Source organism: Streptomyces zinciresistens K42 (assembly GCF_000225525.1).
GTDB lineage: Bacteria > Actinomycetota > Actinomycetes > Streptomycetales > Streptomycetaceae > Streptomyces > Streptomyces zinciresistens.
Genome location: NZ_AGBF01000138.1, coordinates 1 through 17,860 on the forward strand (window position 1 = coordinate 1; position 17,860 = coordinate 17,860).

The window sequence follows — 17,860 nt, forward strand, 5'->3', positions numbered from 1 at the left end:
GCCGGGGGCGCCGCCCCGCCCCCACCCCGGCACGGGCCGCCGTGGCCCCGGGCCGGTCCTCCCGCGGCCCTCCGTTACCGTCGTTCTCATGACCACGCTCTCCTCCGGCCCCGCTCCGCGCCGCGGCTCCTTCGACGGCCGGGGCGCGGGTCCGCTGCTGCGGGCGTGGCGTGAGCAACGCCGTTACAGCCAAATGGAGTTGGCCCTGCGCGCCGATTCGTCGGCGCGGCACATCAGCTTCATCGAGACGGGCCGCTCCCGCCCGAGCGAGGAGATGGTGCTGCGGCTGGCCGAACGGCTGGAGGTGCCGGTGCGCGAACGCAACGCGCTGCTGCTGGCCGCCGGTTACGCCCCGCGCTACCCGCAGACGCCCCTGGACGACCCGTCGCTGGAGACGCTGCGCGCGGGTCTGGAGCGGCTGATCAAGGGCTACGAGCCCTGGCCGGCGCTCGTGGTGGACGCGCTGTACGACGTGCACGCGGCGAACCGGGGCGCGCTGATGCTCCTCGACGGCGTTCCCGGTCATCTCCTGCGGCCGCCGCTGAACACGATGCGGCTGACCCTGCATCCGCAGGGCCTCGCGCCGCGCATCCGCAACCTGCCCGAGTGGCGGGGCCACCTGCTCGCCCAGATGGAGCGGCAGATCGCGCTGCGCCGCTCGGCCGAACTGCGCGCCCTGTACGAGGAGGTGGCCGCCTACCCGGTGCCCGAGGGGGTGGCGCGCGACGAACCGGCCGAGCCGGTCCCGTACTTCGCGCTGCCGATGCGGATCGAGCACGGGGGCCGGGTGCTGTCGTTCGTCTCCACCATCGCCACCTTCAACACCCCCATGGACGTGACCGTCGCCGACCTCGCCGTGGAGACACTGCTCCCGGCCGACCCGGCGACGGTCAAGTACCTTCAGACGCGGCTGTCCTGAGTGTGTTTCAGGCCAATGTGCTGGAGCGCGGCGAAGGCGGCGACGGTGACGGCCTGGAGCACGGTCCACACGGCCCCCGCCGTGGTCGGGGACAGCCACAGCGCGAGCGCGACCAGACTCAGCACGGCCCAGGCGAGGTTGGCCTCGATCACGGCACGGACCGCCGGTGCCGCGGGGCGGGCCCGGGAGGCGAGCAGGCCGACCGCGGCGGCGTACAGCGCGAGGAAGGCGCCGAGGGCGGTCAGCAGTCCGGCGCGGACGCCGAGGAGGCGGCCGAGCGGGGCGGAGGCGATGAGGTAGGCGAGCCCGTTCGCCCCGGTCACCAGGGCGTCCAGGGCCAGGAAGCGGCGCAGCGCGGTGTGCGGGTCGGAGGTCCGGGCGAGGACGGCGAGCGAGGTGGCGGACATGGCGCATCCCCCTTCGTCGGGGTCGGGTGGCGGGTGGGCCCGGATTCCGGACCGGAGTGCGCCGGCCCGGAATCCGGTGCCTCCACGGTCTCGCGGAGGGGCGGCCGGGTCGATTACCCGCGGGGTAAGGGCCCCGAGCGCCGGAGGGGCGGCGGGCCGCGCGACCGCGGCCGGAGCGGGCGGCCGCGGAGCGCGCGGCTCCGAACGGCCCACGGGACGCCGGAACATGGCACACTGCCTCCGGTACTACCGGCGCGTAGGGGAGGCGTGGCGTGAGTGAGCGGCGGCCCGCGCCGACGGTGGGCCAGGTGGTGCTGGGCAGGCGTCTTCAGGAGCTGCGGGAAGAGGCCGGGCTGGGACGCGACGAGGCCGCGCGGGCCCTGCGGGTGGCGGCGGCGACGATACGGCGCATGGAGACGGCCGAGGTCGCGCTGAAGATCCCGTACGTGCAGGTGCTCCTGGAGGCGTACGGCGTACCGCAGGCCGAGGCGGACGCGTTCGTGTCGCTGGCCGAGGAGGCCAACCGGCCGGGCTGGTGGCAGCGGTTCCACGACGTGCTGCCCGAGTGGTTCAGCCTGTACGTGAGCCTGGAGGGCGCGGCGCGCATCGTGCGCTCCTACGAGCCGCACTTCGTGCCGGGCCTGCTCCAGACCGAGGACTACGCCCGTGCCGTGCTGAGGGCCGGGACGATAGGGAAGACGGGTCCTGAGGTCATCGAGCGTCATGTGTCGCTGCGCATGGAGCGGCAGCGGCTGCTGGAGCGCGCCGAACCGCCCCATCTGTGGGTGATCATGGACGAGACGGTGCTGCGGCGGCCCGTGGGCGGCCGGGGCGAGGTGATGCGCGACCAGGTGGACCGGCTGCTGGAGTTCGCCGAGCGCGACCGGATCACGCTCCAGGTCGCCGAGTTCGCGTCCGGCCCGCACCCGGGGACGTACGCGCCGTTCACGCTGTTCCGCTTCGCCGAGCCCGAACTGCCCGACATGGTCTTCACGGAGTACCTGTCCGGCGCCCTGTACCTGGACTCCCGTACGGAGGTCGCCGCGCATCTGGAGGTCCTGGACCACATGTCCGCGGTCGCCGCGTCGGCCGAGCGCACCAAGAAGATCCTGCGGGAGCTGCGCGAGGAGTTGTGAGGCCGCAAGCCCCGCCGACCGACGAAACCCGAGGAGAGACCACGGCATGACCGGTTCCGAGCCCGCGTCCGCGCGCATCGACACCACCCGGCCGCATCCGGCCCGGGTCTACGACTGGTGGCTGGGCGGCAAGGACAACTACCCGGTGGACGAGGAACTGGCCCGCCGCATCCTCGCCGTGGACGGCACGGTGCTGCGCGGTGCGCGCGCCAACCGCCGGTTCATGCAGCGGGCCGTGCGCACGGTCGCCGAGGCCGGGGTGCGCCAGTTCCTGGACATCGGCACCGGCATCCCCACCGAGCCCAATCTGCACCAGGTGGCCCAGGGGGTCGATCCCGCCTCCCGGGTGGTGTACGCGGACAACGACCCGATCGTGCTGCGGCACGCCGAGGCCCTGCTGCGGGGGGCGGCCGAGGGCGGCACCGACTACGTGCACGCGGACGTCCGCGACGTGGACGCGCTGCTGGGCCGGGCGTCGGAGTCGCTCGACCTGGGGGCGCCCGTCGCGCTGTCGCTGGTCGCCCTCACCCACTACCTGGGCGACGACCCGGACGGCGACGACGTGTACGGCCTGCTCGCGCGGTACGTCGACGCGCTCGCGCCGGGCAGCCATCTGATCCTCTCGCAGGTCACCCCCGACCTGAGTCCGGAGGCCGTCGGGAAGGCTGCGGGCCACTTCCGGCGCGGCGGCACCCCCTTCTTCCCGCGGTCCCTGCCGGAGTTCTCCCGCTTCTTCGACGGTCTGGAGCTGCTCGGCCCGGGTGTCATCCCGGTCTCCGGGTGGCGTCCCGAGCCGGTGGACGTGGCGGCCCAGGCGGAGGGCATCGTGCCGGTGTACGCGGGGGTCGCCCGCAAGCCCTGACCCGTGCGGCGCCCCGCGGGTGACCCGTACGGGCGCCGTGGAGGGGTGCGCTCCCGCGCCCCGCCCTAGGTTCGTGACCAGGGCAACCAAGGGAGCGCCTGTGACCGACACCCGGACACCGCCCAGCGCGCCGGCCGAGCCGGGGGCGGCGCTGCTGAAGGCCGGACGGTTCTTCCGGCCCGGCACGGCCGCGCCCGACCTGCACAGCATCGGGCTGGCCGGGGGCCGCGAGGCGGACGCCTTCTACCGGGACCGGTGGAGCCACGACAAGGTCGTGAACTCCACGCACGGGGTGAACTGCACCGGCTCGTGCCGCTGGAAGGTGTACGTCAAGGACGGCATCATCACCTGGGAGACCCAGCAGACCGACTATCCGAGCGTCGGCCCGGACCGCCCCGAGTACGAGCCCCGCGGCTGCCCGCGCGGCGCCGCCTTCTCCTGGTACACCTACTCCCCCACCCGGGTCCGCCACCCGTATGTGCGCGGGGTGCTGCTCGGGCTGTACCGGGAGGCGAAGGAGCGCCTCGGCGATCCGGTGCTGGCCTGGGCGGACATCCAGAACGACCCCGTGCGCCGCCGCCGTTACCAGCAGGCGCGCGGCAAGGGCGGCCTGGTGCGGGCGAGTTGGGACGAGGCGGTCGAGATCGCGGCGGCGGCCCACGTGCACACCATCAAGACGTACGGCCCGGACCGCATCGCCGGGTTCTCCCCCATTCCCGCGATGTCGATGGTGTCGCACGCGGCGGGCGCCCGCTTCCACTCGCTGATCGGCGCCCCGATGCTGTCGTTCTACGACTGGTACGCCGATCTGCCGGTCGCCTCCCCGCAGGTCTTCGGCGACCAGACCGACGTACCGGAGTCGGGCGACTGGTGGGACGCGGCGTATCTGGTGATGTGGGGCTCCAACGTGCCGGTGACCCGCACCCCGGACGCGCACTGGATGGCGGAGGCCCGCTACCGGGGCCAGAAGGTCGTGGTCGTCGCCCCGGACTACGCCGACAACGCCAAGTTCGCCGACGAGTGGCTGCATCCGCATCCCGGCACGGACGGGGCGCTGGCCCTGGCCATGGGGCATGTGATCCTCAAGGAGTTCTTCGTCGACCGCGAGACGCCCTTCTTCGCGGACTACGTGCGCCGGTTCACCGATCTGCCGTTCCTGGTCACCCTGGAGGAGCGCGACGACGGGGCGTACGTCCCGGCGAAGTTCCTGCGCGCCGCCGACCTCGGGCAGCGGGGCGAGCACGCCGAGTGGAAGACGCTCGTGCTGGACGAGGTCACCGGCCGCGCCGTCGCCCCCAACGGCTCCATCGGCTTTCGCTGGACCGAATCGGGCAAGGGCCGCTGGAACCTCGAACTCGGCGACATCAGGCCCCGGTTGACGCTGGCCGGCACCGAGGTGTCCGCGGGCGTCGAGGTGCTGCTGCCCCGCTTCGACACCGAGGGCGGTCCGCACGGGCAGGGCCGCGGGGACGTGGTGCGCCGGGGCGTCCCGGCGACCCGGCTCGGGGGTGCCGGCGGGCCCCTGGTGACCACGGTCTACGACCTGCTGCTCGCGCAGTACGGGGTGGCGCGGCCGGACCTGCCGGGCCACTGGCCGGCCTCCTACGAGGACGCCGACGCGCCCGGCACGCCCGCCTGGCAGGAGACGCACACCTCGGTGCCCGCGGCCCGCTGTGTGAAGATCGCCCGGGAGTTCGCGCGCACGGCCGAGCGCTCCCAGGGCCGCTGCATGATCCTCATGGGCGCGGGCACCAACCACTGGTTCCACTCCGAGACGATCTACCGCGCCTTCCTCGCCCTGCTCCAGCTGACCGGCTGCCAGGGCCGCAACGGCGGCGGCTGGGCGCACTACGTGGGGCAGGAGAAGTGCCGTCCGGTGACCGGCTGGGCGACGCTCGCCTCGGCCTCGGACTGGTCGCGCCCGCCGCGGCAGATGATCGGCACGGCGTACTGGTTCCTCCACACCGACCAGTGGCGCTACGACCGGTTCACCGCCGACGTGCTCGCCTCCCCGCTCGGCGCGGGACGGCTGAAGGGCATGACGGGCGCGGACTGCCTCGCGCTGTCGGCGCGCACGGGGTGGATGCCGTCGTACCCGACGTTCGACCGCAACCCGCTGGAGCTGGGTGAGGCGTTCGGCGATCCGGTGGCCCGGACGGTGGCCGAACTGCGGGCGGGCACACTGAAGTTCGCCTGCGAGGACCCGGACGCGCCGGAGAACTGGCCGCGGGTGCTGACGCTGTGGCGGGCCAACCTGCTGGGCTCGTCGGCGAAGGGCGCGGAGTACTTCACCCGCCATCTGCTGGGCACGCACTCCTCGTTGCGGGCCGAGGAGGCCCCCGAGGGCGTACGGCCGCGCGAGGTGGTCTGGCACGAGGAGGCGCCCGAGGGCAAGCTCGACCTGCTGCTGTCGCTGGACTTCCGGCAGACGTCGTCCACGCTCCTGTCGGACGTGGTGCTGCCGGCCGCGACCTGGTACGAGAAGCACGACCTGTCCAGCACGGACCTGCACCCCTATGTGCACTCCTTCACCCCGGCCGTGGATCCGCCGTGGCAGGCGCGCACCGACTTCGACGCGTTCAAGGCGCTGGCCGAGCGGCTGAGCGAGCTGGCCGTGCGCCATCTCGGGGTGCGCAAGGACCTGGTGGCCTCCCCCCTCCAGCACGACACCCCGGGGGAGCTCGCGCAGCCCGGCGGGGTCGTCCTGGACTGGCGGCGCGGGGAGTGCGCCGCGGTGCCGGGCCGGACCATGCCGAACCTGACCGTGGTGGAGCGCGACTACACCGCGATCGGCGCCCGGTTCGCCTCGCTCGGCCCGCTGGCGGAGAGTCTGGGCCTGCCCGTGAAGGGCATCACGCTGTGGCCCGACGCCCAGGTCGCGGACCTCGGCCGGCTCAACGGGACGACGGCGCAGGGGCGGCCGCTGCTGGACACGGCGGTGAAGGCGGCGAACACCGTCCTCGCCCTGTCCGGCACGACGAACGGCCGCCTCGCCACCCAGGGTTTCCGCACCCTGGAGGAGCGCACCGGGCAGGAGATGGCGCACCTGGCCGCCGAGCACGAGGGCAAGCGGGTCACGTACGCGGACACCCAGGCCGCGCCCGTGCCGGTGATCACCTCGCCGGAGTGGTCGGGCAGCGAGGCGGGCGGGCGGCGCTACACCGCCTTCACCCTCAACACCGAGCAGCTCAAGCCCTGGCACACCCTCACCGGCCGCCAGCACTTCTTCCTGGACCACGACTGGATCCACGAGCTCGGCGAGGCACTGCCGGTGTACCGGCCGCCGCTGGACATGCACCGGCTGTTCGGCGAGCCGCGCCTCGGCCCGGACGGACAGCGGGAGGTGACGGTGCGTTACCTCACCCCGCACAGCAAGTGGTCCATCCACTCCGAGTACCAGGACAACCTGTTCATGCTGGCGCTCTCGCGGGGCGGCCAGAACATCTGGATGTCCCCGCAGGACGCGGACGCGATCGGGGTCGCGGACGACGAGTGGGTGGAGGCGGTGAACCGCAACGGCGTCGTCGTCGCGCGGGCGGTCGTCTCGCACCGGATGCCGGCCGGCACGGTCTACATGCACCACGCGCAGGAACGCACGATCGCCGTCCCGAAGGCGGAGGCCACCGGCATGCGCGGCGGCATCCACAACTCGCTGACCCGGCTGATCCTCAAACCGTCCCATCTCATCGGCGGCTACGCCCAGTTGTCGTGGGCGTTCAACTACCTGGGCCCGACGGGCAACCAGCGCGACGAGGTGACGGTCATCCGCCGCCGCAGCCAGGAGGTCGAGTACTGATGCGTCCGATGGCCCAGATCGCCATGGTGATGAACCTCGACAAGTGCATCGGCTGCCACACCTGTTCGGTCACCTGCAAGCAGGCGTGGACCAACCGGCGCGGCATGGAGTACGTCTGGTTCAACAACGTCGAGACCCGTCCGGGCCAGGGCTATCCGCGCCGCTACGAGGACCAGGAGCGCTGGCGCGGCGGCTGGGAGCTGAACCGGCGCGGCGCGCTGAAGCTCAAGGCCGGCGGACGGTTCCGCAAGCTCGCCGGGATCTTCTCCAACCCCGAACTCCCCGAGATCAAGGACTACTACGAGCCCTGGACCTACGACTACCGCAACCTCACCGACGCCCCGCTCGGCGACGACTTCCCCGTGGCCCGGCCGGTCTCGCAGCTCGACGGCAAGCCGATGAAGATCGAGTGGTCCGCGAACTGGGACGACAACCTCGCGGGCGCGCCCGCCCACGGCGCTCTCGACCCGATGGTGGAGCGGGCGCGCGAACAGGCTTCGGAGAAGGTGCGCTTCGAGTTCGAGCAGACCTTCATGTTCTATCTGCCGCGGATCTGCGAGCACTGCCTGAACCCGTCGTGCGTGGCCTCCTGCCCGTCGGGAGCGATGTACAAGCGGTCCGAGGACGGCATCGTCCTGGTCGACCAGGACCGCTGCCGGGGCTGGCGGATGTGCGTGACGGGATGCCCGTACAAGAAGGTGTACTTCAACCACCGCACAGGCAAGGCCGAGAAGTGCACGATGTGCTACCCGCGGGTCGAGGTGGGGCTGCCCACGGTCTGCTCGGAGACGTGTGTGGGCCGGCTGCGCTATCTCGGGGTGCTGCTGTACGACGCCGACAAGGTGGCGGCGGCCGCCTCCGTCCGCGACGAGAAGGACCTGTACGAGGCGCAGTTGGGGGTCTTCCTCGATCCCGAGGACAGCGCGGTGCGGCGGGCCTGCGAGGAGGCGGGCATCCCGCACGACTGGCTGGAGGCGGCCCGCCGCTCCCCCGTGCACGCGCTGATCAGCCGGTACCGGGTGGCGCTGCCGCTGCACCCGGAGTACCGGACGATGCCGATGGTCTGGTACATCCCGCCGCTCTCCCCGGTGGTGGACGCGCTCTCGGAGGGCGGCCACGACGCGGAGGACCACGAGAACCTGTTCGGCGCGATCGACACGCTGCGCATCCCGCTGGAGTACCTGGCGGAGATGTTCACGGCCGGTGACGTGGGGCCGGTCCGCGCCTCGCTGGAGAAACTCGCCGCGATGCGCGCCCACATGCGGGCCGTCAACCTCGGCGAGGAGCCCGACCCGTCGGTCCCGGCGGCCGTGGGCATGGGCGCGTACGAGATCGAGGAGATGTACCGCCTGCTGGCGATCGCGAAGTACGAGGACCGGTACGTGATCCCGACGGCCGCCGTCACCGACGCCCGGCGGCTGGAGGAGTCGGCCCTGCCCGAGGGGTGCAGTCTCGACCACGACGGCGGGCCCGGCATGGGCGGCGACGGCCCCTTCGGACAGGACTCGGGCCGCAAGCTGCTCCCGCTGGTGTCGGTGGAGAACTTCCATGTGCTGCGCAGACGGCAGCGGGCGGACGAGTCCGACGCCGCCGCCGTGACCCACACCCCCGAGGCCGAGGAGACCTGATGCCCTCCTTCGAGGTGCTCTACCAGGCTGCCGCGCTCTGTCTGACCTACCCGGACGACGACTTCCGTGCCCGGCTGCCGCTGCTGCGCGAAGCGGCGCCGCAGCTGCGGGAGTTCACCGACCACGCGGCCGTCACCCCGCCCGAGGAACTGGCCGCGCACTACGTCCAGGTCTTCGACTTCAAGAACCGGCACAGCCTCTATCTGACGTGGTGGCGCGACGGGGACACCCGGCGCCGCGGGATGTCGCTGGTCCGGCTCAAGGAGCTCTACCGGGCCCACGGCCTGGAGTTCACCGGCGAGGAGCTGCCCGACTTCCTGCCCGCGGTCCTGGAGTTCTCCTCCCGGACCGGCAACCTGGAACCGCTGCTGGAGCACCGGGACTGCCTGGAGCAACTCCGCTCGCGGCTCACCGACTTCGGCACACCGTACGCGTCCGTCCTGGACGCCGTGTGCGCCACCCTGCCGACCGCCCGTACGGGGAACCGCCCATGACCACTCTGCTGTGGGGCGTGCTGCCCTACGTCGCCCTCGCCCTGCTCGTCGCCGGACTGGTCTGGCGCCACCGCTACGACCGGTTCGGCTGGACCACCCGCTCCTCGCAGGTGTACGAGTCCCGGCTGCTGAACATCGCCTCCCCGGCCTTCCACTACGGCATCCTGTTCGTGCTGGCGGGGCATCTGGTGGGCCTGTTCGTCCCCGAGTCCTGGACGGCGTCCCTCGGGATCGGTGAGCGCGCCTACCATCTGCTCTCCCTGTACGGCGGCACGGCGGCGGGCCTGCTGACGGTGGCCGGGATCGGGCTGCTGATCTACCGCAGACGCACCAACGCCCCGGTGTTCCGGGCGACGACCGTCAACGACAAGATCATGTACGTGGTGCTGCTGGGCGCGATCGTGCTGGGCATGGCCGCCAAGCTCACGCACTCCTCCGGCGACGGCTACAACTACCGTGCGTCGATCGCCCCGTGGGCCCGCAGCCTGTTCACCCTCCAGCCGGACCTGGACCGGATGCGGGGCGTGCCGGTGCTGTACGGGATCCACGCGGTGATCGGCATGGTGCTGATCGCGCTGGTGCCCTACACCCGGCTGGTGCACATGTTCAGCGCACCGGTGCAGTACCTCGTCCGGCCGTACGTCGTCTACCGCAGCCGCGACCCGCGGCAGTTGGGCCCGCGGCCGGAGCGGCGGGGCTGGGAGAGGACCGGGTCCTAGGCCGCGCCTTAGCGGCTGTCCCGGCCGGCGCCGTCCTTCCCGTCCTCGTCGTCCACGATCTCCGCTTCCACCACGCCGTCGTCGTCCGGCGGTGCGCCCTGCCCGGCGTCGGCCGGGGTGTCCTGGGCGGTCTGCCGGGACCGCGCGTACATGGCCTGCCCCATCTGCCGGCCGACGGCGGCGAGTCTCTCGATCGCGGCGCGCAGGGCGCCGGTCTCCGCGTCGTCCTCCAGTCCCCGCCTGACGTCGGCGACGGCCTCCTCGACCTCCGTCCTGGTCCCCTCCGGTACCTTCTCGCGGTTCTCGCGCAGGAAGTTCTCGGTCTGGTAGGCGAGTTGCTCGCCCTGGTTGCGGGTCTCGGCGGCCTCGCGGCGCTTGTGGTCCTCCTGCGCGTACTGCTCGGCCTCGCGCATCATGCGGTCGATGTCGTCCTTGGGCAGGGCCGAGCCGCCCGTGACCGTCATCTTCTGCTCGCGCCCGGTGGCCAGGTCCTTGGCGAAGACGTGCATGATGCCGTCGGCGTCGATGTCGAAGGCGACCTCGATCTGCGGGACGCCGCGCGGGGCCGGCGGCAGGCCGGTGAGGTCGAAGACGCCGAGCTTCTTGTTGTAGGCCGCGATCTCGCGTTCGCCCTGGTAGACCTGGATGCCGACGGAGGGCTGGTTGTCGGCGGCGGTCGTGAAGATCTCCGAACGCCGCGTCGGGATCGTCGTGTTGCGCTCGATCAGCGTGGTCATGATGCCGCCCTTGGTCTCGATGCCGAGGGACAGCGGGGTGACGTCGAGCAGCAGGACGTCCTTGACGTCGCCGCGGATGACGCCCGCCTGGAGGGCCGCGCCGACCGCGACGACCTCGTCGGGGTTGACGCCCTTGTGCGGGTCCTTGCCGGTGAGTTCCCTGACCAGGTCGGTGACGGCCGGCATCCGGGTGGAGCCGCCGACGAGGATGACGTGGTCGACGGCGGAGAGCTTGATCCCGGCGTCCTCGACCGCCTGGTGGAACGGGGTCCTGCAGCGGTCGAGGAGGTCGGCGGTGAGCTCCTGGAACCGGGCGCGGGTCAGCTTCTCGTCGAGGTGGAGCGGCCCCTCGGCGGAGGCGGTGACGTAGGGCAGGTTGATCGTCGTCTCGGAGGAGCCGGAGAGCTCGATCTTGGCCTTCTCGGCGCCCTCGCGCAGCCGCTGGAGGGCCATCTTGTCGGTACCGAGGTCGATGCCGTACTGCCCCTTGAACGTCTTCACCAGGTGTTCGACGATCCGCTGGTCCCAGTCGTCGCCGCCGAGACGGGTGTCGCCGTTGGTGGCCTTGACCTCGATGACGCCGTCGCCGATCTCCAGCAGGGAGACGTCGAAGGTGCCGCCGCCGAGGTCGAAGACCAGCACGGTCTGCTCCTCGCCGCGGTCGAGGCCGTAGGCGAGGGCGGCGGCCGTGGGCTCGTTGATGATCCTGAGGACCTTCAGGCCCGCGATCTCCCCGGCCTCCTTGGTGGCCTGGCGCTGGCTGTCGTCGAAGTACGCGGGCACGGTGATCACCGCGTCCGTGACGTCCTCGCCCAGATAGGACTCCGCGTCCCGCTTGAGCTTGTGCAGGACCCGGGCGGACAGTTCCTGCGCCCGGTAGCGGGTGCCGTCGATGTCGCCCCCTTCGGGGAAGCGCCAGCCGCCGTCGCCCATGTGCCGCTTGACGGAGCGGGCGGTGCGTTCGACGTTGGTCACCGCCTGCCGTTTGGCCACCTCGCCCACGAGCACGTCGCGGTTCTTGGCGAAGGCCACGACCGACGGCGTGGTCCTGGCCCCCTCCGCGTTGGCGACCACGGTGGCTTCGCCGCCCTCCAGAACGGCGACCACCGAGTTCGTGGTCCCGAGATCGATCCCGACCGCGCGTGCCATCGCTCTCCCCTTCCGCCAGGGCGCCCCGTGAACTCCAGCACAAAACGGGAGCGGGTTCTTGTCAATGGGACGGGTGACCCGGCGGAAGGGGGCGAAACCGGGCCCGAGCGCCTGCTCGGGCCCGGGGCTCAGGCCAGCTTGGCCGAGAGCGTGATGGACGTGCCCGCCAGCGCCTGGCTGACCGGGCAGTTCTTCTTGGCGTCCTCGGCGGCGGCGACGAAGGCGTCGTTGTCGATGCCGGGGACCGTGCCCTCGACGGTCAGGTGGATGCCGGTGATGCCCTCACCCGGCTGGAAGTCGACGTCCGCCGACGTGACCAGCTTGGTGGGCGGGGTGCCCGCACCGTTGAGGGCGTGGGACAGCGCCATCGAGAAGCAGCTGGAGTGCGCGGCGGCGATCAGCTCCTCGGGGCTGGTCTTGCCGTTCGCGTCCTGGGAGCGCGAGGCCCACGTGACCGGCTGGGCGGCGATGGCACCGGAGGAGTCGAAGTTGACGACACCGTTGCCCTCAAGCAGGCTGCCTTCCCAGACGGTGTGTGCGGAGCGCGTGGTAGCCACGGTTGTTCCTTTCGCGTGGGGGCCCGAATTTCCCGGGGTCCGTGTCCCCCATCCGATCACACTCCGGCGCGGCGCACCCAGGGGACCGCCCCACGGCGGGGTGAACGGCGGCCGGCGCACCGGCGTTCAGGCCGCCCGCTGGTCCTGCGGCGGTGCCAGGGGGACCTGGGGGCCGTTCGACTCCCGCAGCCAGCGCCGCAGTACGCGGTGCACCTGCTCGGCCCCGACCAGGTGGGCCCCCTCCTCGACCGGTGCGGACAGGGCCAGCGGCGACAGCAGGAACGGCTCGCCCTGCGCCCCGCCCAGCCCGCCGTGGGAGCCGATCTGCTCCTCGAAGGCCAGCACCTCTCCGTCGGCCGGGTCGTACACGGAGTTGACCATGATGTCGGCGGTGTTGGGGAAGGAGTGCGTGCGCCTGACCGCGTCGGCGGCGCCCGGCCCGAAGACCTCCAGCGGGCCGGGCGTGTCGTCGAGCCGGTCCAGCGGGATCTGCGCGCCGTGGGCGCCGAGCACGAGCCCGCCGTGCCGCTCGCTGCGCACGAGCAGGAAGCCGACGCCGGGATGGTTGGCGAGGGTGGTGAGCAGGGCGGGGTGACGGGCGTCGATCTCCTCCCTGGTCATGCGGTGCGGCACGTCCGGGAAGGAGACCAGGCCGAGGTTGCCGGAGGCCAGCACGATCGGCTCCGAACGGCGGGTGGGCCGGTGCTGTTCGCCGCCCTCCTCGACCGGCCGGCGCAGGGCCGCGCGCACCGCGGAGCGGGCCTCGGCACCGCTGTGGGTGCGGCCCGCCCTGCGCGGTACGGGCAGTCCGCAGCCGGCCCGCACGAGGTCGCCGAGGCCGAGGCCGTAGCGGGCGCGGAAGGTCTCGCCGGGGCTCTGGCCGTGGTCCGACAGCACGACGATCCGGTACGGCCGCGGCGCGTGCTCGGCGACGTTCTCGACGAGGGCCAGCGCCCGGTCGAGGCGGGCGAGGACCTGGTCGGTGTCGCGGCCGGACGGGCCGGAGTGGTGGGCCACCTCGTCGTAGGCCACGAGGTCGGCGTAGACGGCGGTGCGCCCGGCGAGCATGTCGCCGGTCACCGCGGCGACCACGACGTCGCGTTCCACGACGGTCGCGAAGGCGCGGATCATCGGGTAGAGGCCGCCGCGGCCCACCCGGGGGCGGGCCTTGCGGGCCCGGGAGCGGGTGGACTGGCCGATCTCACGGCCGACCTCGGCGGCGAAGGACAGGGCGGTGCGCACGGCGTTGGCCGGGTCGGAGAAGTAGGCGAAGTAGCCGGCGCGGGAGCGGTTCTCGCGGCGGCGGCGGGCGGCGACCGACAGGACGAGGGCCTGCTCTTCGGCGCCGCCGCCGAAGAGGTTGCCCCGGCTGGCGCCGTCGACGCCGAGCAGTCCGCCGTCGCCGGTGCGCTCGACGGCGCGGCGCTGGAGTTCGGCGGCGCTGGTGGGGCGGTTGCAGACCATGACCTCGCGGGCGGCCTTCTCGTACCAGCGGAAGGCGGGGACGTCGTGGTTGCTGCCGTGCAGGATGCCGAGCTGGCTGGCGCCGGTCTGGCTGGACCAGTCGGTGCGCCACGGGGTGAGGCGGTGGGTGGCGCGGGTGCCGCCGAGCCAGCGGGCGACGGTGGGCATGAGGCCCCGGTCCGCGGCGGCCCGCAGCACGTCGTGGCCGACGCCGTCGAGCTGGACGAAGACGGTGCCGGGGCTGGAGGGGCCCGGCGGCAGGGTTCTTCGGCGGCGGTCGGCCAGGCGGTACAGCCGGCGGCGGTAGGCGTCGTCGTCGCGCACGGCCAGGGCGGCACCGGTCGCGGAGGCCACGGCGGACATCACCGCCGCCACGATCACGGCGGTCTCGGGCGCGGCCTCGCTGTCGCCGGAGGGCACCAGGCGCAGGGCGACGATCAGCAGGGACCCGTTGAGGAAGAACACCAGCAGGCCCAGCACCAGGGCCGGTACGAGCAGCAGGAGCCGGACGAGGAGCGGCCACACGAGCGCGGAGAGCAGACCGAAGGCGCCCGCGCCCAGGGCCGCGGTGACGGCGATGCCGGTGGCGCTGTCGCCGTCCGCGGACTGGAGCCGGAAGTCCGGCAGTATCCCGGCGAGCACGAGCATGGTGACGGTGGAGACCGCCCACACAGTCACGCTCCGCCCGATCTGACTGGCGGCCCGCCGCCATCGCCCACCACGCACGCCCAGCCACCTCACGTCCCGCCCGCCGTCCACGGCCGGGCCTTCCCGCTCCCAGCCTCGCACAACGGCCGCGCACCCCCGCAGGTTCCCGGGTTCCGGAGGGAACGGGGGCGGGGCGTCAGCGTCCGTCGTAGCCGGCGGTCGGCATCGAGAGCCTGCGGTGCACGCTGGCCTTCATCTGGGCGTCGTAGCGGGGTTCCGCGTGGCCCGCCGTCTCCACCCGTACGCCCCGCCGGGCGCACTCCGCGGTGAAGTCCTCGACGTCGGACAGGGCGCTCTCCAGGACCCGGCGGCTGGGGGCCACGAACACGTCGAGGCCGGGGCGGACGCCCTCCCACAGCGCGGTGTGGTCCGTGCGCAGCCGCCGGACGAGGAGTTCGCGGGCGACGACGTACCCGTGGTCGGCGGCCCAGCGGGCGCACATCGCGTGCTGGCTGCGGGAGTCCACGAGGAAGGGGTCGGCGTCCAGCTCTTCGAGCGGCGTCAGACTGGCGATCGCCGTGACGCGCACCGCGGATGACCCCATGGGCGTCCCCCCTCACCTCCGGTTTTCGCCGTCGACCCTACTCCAGCCCGTACGCTTCGGGGAGTCGCGCGAAGGAGGCAAAGAGGTGCCGGTGGAGATCACCTGGTGGGGTCACGCCACCTGCACGGTCGAGGACTCGGGCATACGCGTGCTGACCGATCCCCTGTCCGCACGCCGGCTCGCGCATCTGCGCCGCCGCCGGGGGGCGCCGCCCCCGCCCGGCGCCTGGTGCGCGGACGTCGCCGTCGTGTCCCATCTGCACGCCGACCACCTGCACGTTCCCTCGCTGGCCCGGCTGCCGCGCGACACCCGCGTCCTGCTGCCCCGGGGCGCTTCCCGGGCGGTGCGGGGGCTGCGCCTGCTCTCCCATCTGCGGCTGACCGAGATGGCCCCGGGCGATGTCACCACCGTCGGTGACCTGGCCGTACGTGCCGTGCCTGCCCGGCACGACGGGCGGCGGCTGCCGGTCGGACCGCACCGCTCCCCCGCTCTCGGCTATGTCTTCGAGGGCGAGGCGCGCACGTACTTCGCCGGGGACACGGGCCTGTTCGACGACATGGCGAAGGAGGTCGGCCCGGTCGACGTGGCGCTGCTGCCGGTGGGCGGCTGGGGCCCGTACCTGGGCGAAGGCCATTTGAACGCGGGGCGGGCGGCCGAGGCGCTGACCAGGCTGGCGCCGCGCAGCGCGGTACCGGTGCACTACGGCACGTACTGGCCGATCGGGATGGACGCCGTGCGCCCCCACGAGTTCCACGCGCCGGGCGACGAGTTCACCCGGCTCGCGAAGGAGCGCGCGCCGGGCGTATCGGTGCACCGGCTGGCGCACGGGGAGCGCGTACGCCCGGAGGTGGCCCGGTGACGATACTGGCCGCCGCCACGAGTTCGGTGCCGGCCACCCCGGCTCAGGGCGCGATCGGCTACCCCACGCTGTTCCTGCTGGTCCTGATCGGCGCGCTGGTGCCGGTCGTGCCGACGGGCGCGCTGGTGAGCTCGGCGGCGGTGGTGGCCTTCCACCAGGAGGCGCCGCTCGCCATGGTGCTGGTGTTCGTGACGGCGGCGTCCGCCGCGTTCCTGGGCGACGCGACGCTGTACTGGCTCGGGCGGCGCGGCATGGGCTCCAGGAACGGCTCGCGCTGGCTGGAGGCGATCCGCTCGCGCGCGCCGGAGGACCGGCTGGAGCAGGCACAGCGCAAGCTCGCCGAGCACGACGTGGCCGTGCTGGTGCTGTCCCGGCTGGTGCCGGCGGGCCGGCTGCCGGTGATGCTCGCCTGTCTGCTCGCCGCGTGGCCGATACGGCGGTTCGCCCGGGGCAACCTCCCGGCCTGCCTGGCCTGGGCGCTGACGTACCAGCTCATCGGGGTCCTGGGCGGCTCCCTGTTCGCGGAGCCGTGGGAGGGCGTGGTCGCGGCGGTCGCGCTGACCCTCACCATCAGCGGGGCGCCCGCCCTGTGGCGCCGTCTGCGCAAGGCGGGCCCGCGCTGAGCCGGGCGGTCCGCAGGGGGCGCCCCCGGCGGCGGTGAGCACCCAGCCGCCCCGCGGACTGCGGCAGGTGTCGAGGAGGGTGTGCCCGGACCAGTGGTGGGCCGGGCGCGAAGTCGGAGCGGACACCGTCCGGTTCGGCCGCCTCTCCCCGGTCCAGCTCGGTGACCCGGGTGAACCGGCGGCGCCTGAACCACGCGGCGAGGCCGGCCGGGGCGAACACCGGTGACCCGCAAGGGAGTCGGCGCGGGGTCGGGGCGTCGAGACGGTCGTAGGGGTGGTGGCTGATGACGACCGCGTCGACGCGCGGCAGGGCGCTCAGGGGGACGCCCACGGGGTTGGTGCGGGCCGGGGTGCCGAGGGTGCGGCGCCACCGGGCGGGGTCGGTGAGCACGGTCAGCCCGCCGGTCCGCACGACCCAACTGGCGTGCCCCGCCCAGGAGACGGCCACCGTGCGGGCGTGGGGGCGGGGCTCCGGGCCCGGTGCGCGGGGATGCGCGCGACGTCGGCGAGCGCGTCCCCGCCGGGGCGTACCGCGCCCTCGCGGGCGAAGCGGGCGGGGGCTCTGACGCCGGGCAGCGGGGCAGCGGGGCGGTGAGGCGGTCGCGGAACGTCCGCGGCCACACGCGGTGTTCGCCCGGCGGGCGGGGTGCGGACGGCGGCGGGGGCCGGGGGCGACGGGGGCGGCCGGGGTGCCGGTGTGCCGGGCGGGGAGGGGCGGGGGTGGTGCCGGTGTGCCGGGCGGGGAGGGGCGGGGGTGGTGTCGCCGTGACCGGCTCGGACCACCGCGTCATCACGGGGACTCCCCTCGCCGGCCGTCGTCGCGGAGATCGTCGAAGACCGACTTCAGGTGGATCAGGGCGCGTCGCGCCTGCGGCAGTTCCCACGGCGCGGGCGACGCGAGGCATCGCGCCCGTTCCTCGTCGGTGCCCGCCAGCAGCGCCGCCGTGGACAGCCGGACGCGCGGCGCGGCGAGGTCGTCGCCGAAGCGGTGTCCGCCGGGTGCGGGCATGCCGAGCCGGGCGGCGAGGAAGTCCTCCAGGTCCTGGGCGTCCCCCACGCCCCGCGCGGACAGCCCGGCGCGCAACGGGGTGAGGTCGACGTACAGATGGCGGCCCGCCCGCGGCGGCCGGGCCAGGGCTCCCGCGCCCACGGCGGCGGCGTGCGCGGCGGCGGCCAGGCCCGCGTGCAGCCGGACGCAGGCGGCGATCCGGGCGGCCACCGGAGCGGGTTCCGTCAGCGCGTACGCGGCCGCGTGGGC

The 17,860-nt window shown here is 73.4% G+C and carries 14 protein-coding genes and 2 pseudogenes; 9 read left to right on the forward strand and 7 right to left on the reverse strand.

The window, feature by feature from the left end; all coding sequences use genetic code 11:
• The first annotated feature begins 88 nt into the window (after nt 1-88).
• Nucleotides 89-919: a helix-turn-helix domain-containing protein gene (locus tag SZN_RS26935; protein ID WP_043733353.1), complete on the forward strand. Its 831-nt coding sequence runs from the start codon at nt 89-91 to the stop codon at nt 917-919.
• Here SZN_RS26935 and SZN_RS41575 read toward each other — a convergent pair.
• Complete coding sequence (locus SZN_RS41575; RefSeq protein ID WP_007500944.1) at nt 901-1,326, reverse strand: hypothetical protein; 426 nt, start codon at nt 1,324-1,326, stop codon at nt 901-903. The genes SZN_RS26935 and SZN_RS41575 overlap by 19 nt on opposite strands.
• 272 nt (nt 1,327-1,598) lie before the next feature.
• Here SZN_RS41575 and SZN_RS26945 point away from each other — a divergent pair, with 272 nt between their 5' ends.
• From SZN_RS26945 to narI, 6 genes are all read left to right on the forward strand, one after another.
• Nucleotides 1,599-2,462, forward strand: coding sequence for a helix-turn-helix domain-containing protein (locus SZN_RS26945; RefSeq protein ID WP_007500946.1), 864 nt, complete (start codon nt 1,599-1,601; stop codon nt 2,460-2,462).
• Nucleotides 2,463-2,508: 46 nt separating this feature from the next.
• A complete protein-coding gene (locus SZN_RS26950; protein ID WP_007500949.1) occupies nt 2,509-3,324 on the forward strand; it encodes an SAM-dependent methyltransferase in 816 nt (271 codons plus the stop codon).
• A gap of 100 nt (nt 3,325-3,424) precedes the next feature.
• Nucleotides 3,425-7,120 carry a nitrate reductase subunit alpha gene (locus SZN_RS26955; protein WP_007500950.1) on the forward strand — a complete coding sequence of 1,232 codons (3,696 nt, stop codon included), beginning with the start codon at nt 3,425-3,427 and terminating at the stop codon, nt 7,118-7,120.
• A complete protein-coding gene (gene narH / locus SZN_RS26960) occupies nt 7,120-8,748 on the forward strand; it encodes a nitrate reductase subunit beta (protein ID WP_007500952.1) in 1,629 nt (542 codons plus the stop codon). The genes SZN_RS26955 and narH overlap by 1 nt, the downstream gene beginning before the upstream one ends.
• A complete protein-coding gene (gene narJ / locus SZN_RS26965) occupies nt 8,748-9,242 on the forward strand; it encodes a nitrate reductase molybdenum cofactor assembly chaperone (protein WP_007500953.1) in 495 nt (164 codons plus the stop codon). Before narH ends, narJ begins: the two co-directional genes overlap by 1 nt.
• On the forward strand, nt 9,239-9,961 hold the full coding sequence (gene narI / locus SZN_RS26970; RefSeq protein WP_007500954.1) for a respiratory nitrate reductase subunit gamma: 723 nt from the start codon (nt 9,239-9,241) through the stop codon (nt 9,959-9,961). The genes narJ and narI overlap by 4 nt, the downstream gene beginning before the upstream one ends.
• Before the next feature lie 8 nt (nt 9,962-9,969).
• Here the strand turns inward: narI and dnaK are convergent, their stop codons facing one another.
• From dnaK to SZN_RS26990, 4 genes are all read right to left on the reverse strand, one after another.
• Nucleotides 9,970-11,847, reverse strand: a complete 1,878-nt coding sequence (gene dnaK / locus SZN_RS26975) for a molecular chaperone DnaK (RefSeq protein WP_007500955.1) — start codon at nt 11,845-11,847, stop codon at nt 9,970-9,972.
• A 128-nt stretch (nt 11,848-11,975) separates the two neighbouring features.
• On the reverse strand, nt 11,976-12,404 hold the full coding sequence (locus SZN_RS26980) for an OsmC family protein (RefSeq protein WP_007500956.1): 429 nt from the start codon (nt 12,402-12,404) through the stop codon (nt 11,976-11,978).
• A 126-nt stretch (nt 12,405-12,530) separates the two neighbouring features.
• Nucleotides 12,531-14,594 (reverse strand): phage holin family protein, encoded by a 2,064-nt coding sequence (locus tag SZN_RS26985; RefSeq protein WP_043733361.1) that lies wholly within the window; start codon nt 14,592-14,594, stop codon nt 12,531-12,533.
• Between the two features lie 118 nt (nt 14,595-14,712).
• Nucleotides 14,713-15,120, reverse strand: a complete 408-nt coding sequence (locus SZN_RS26990; protein WP_007500967.1) for a hypothetical protein — start codon at nt 15,118-15,120, stop codon at nt 14,713-14,715.
• A gap of 85 nt (nt 15,121-15,205) precedes the next feature.
• Between SZN_RS26990 and SZN_RS26995 the strand changes: the two genes are divergently transcribed.
• Both SZN_RS26995 and SZN_RS27000 read left to right on the forward strand, forming a co-directional pair.
• Nucleotides 15,206-15,979, forward strand: a complete 774-nt coding sequence (locus tag SZN_RS26995) for an MBL fold metallo-hydrolase (RefSeq protein WP_007500968.1) — start codon at nt 15,206-15,208, stop codon at nt 15,977-15,979.
• The gene (locus SZN_RS27000; protein WP_007500969.1) at nt 15,976-16,602 is read left to right on the forward strand and encodes a DedA family protein; all 627 of its coding nucleotides are present in this window, start codon (nt 15,976-15,978) and stop codon (nt 16,600-16,602) included. Before SZN_RS26995 ends, SZN_RS27000 begins: the two co-directional genes overlap by 4 nt.
• A 21-nt stretch (nt 16,603-16,623) precedes the next feature.
• Here SZN_RS27000 and SZN_RS27005 read toward each other — a convergent pair.
• Both SZN_RS27005 and SZN_RS41020 read right to left on the reverse strand, forming a co-directional pair.
• Nucleotides 16,624-17,507 (reverse strand): annotated as a pseudogene (locus SZN_RS27005) (MBL fold metallo-hydrolase); the annotation flags it as partial.
• Nucleotides 17,393-17,860, reverse strand: a pseudogene (locus SZN_RS41020) (pyridoxal phosphate-dependent aminotransferase); the annotation flags it as partial. The pseudogenes SZN_RS41020 and SZN_RS27005, both read right to left, overlap by 115 nt.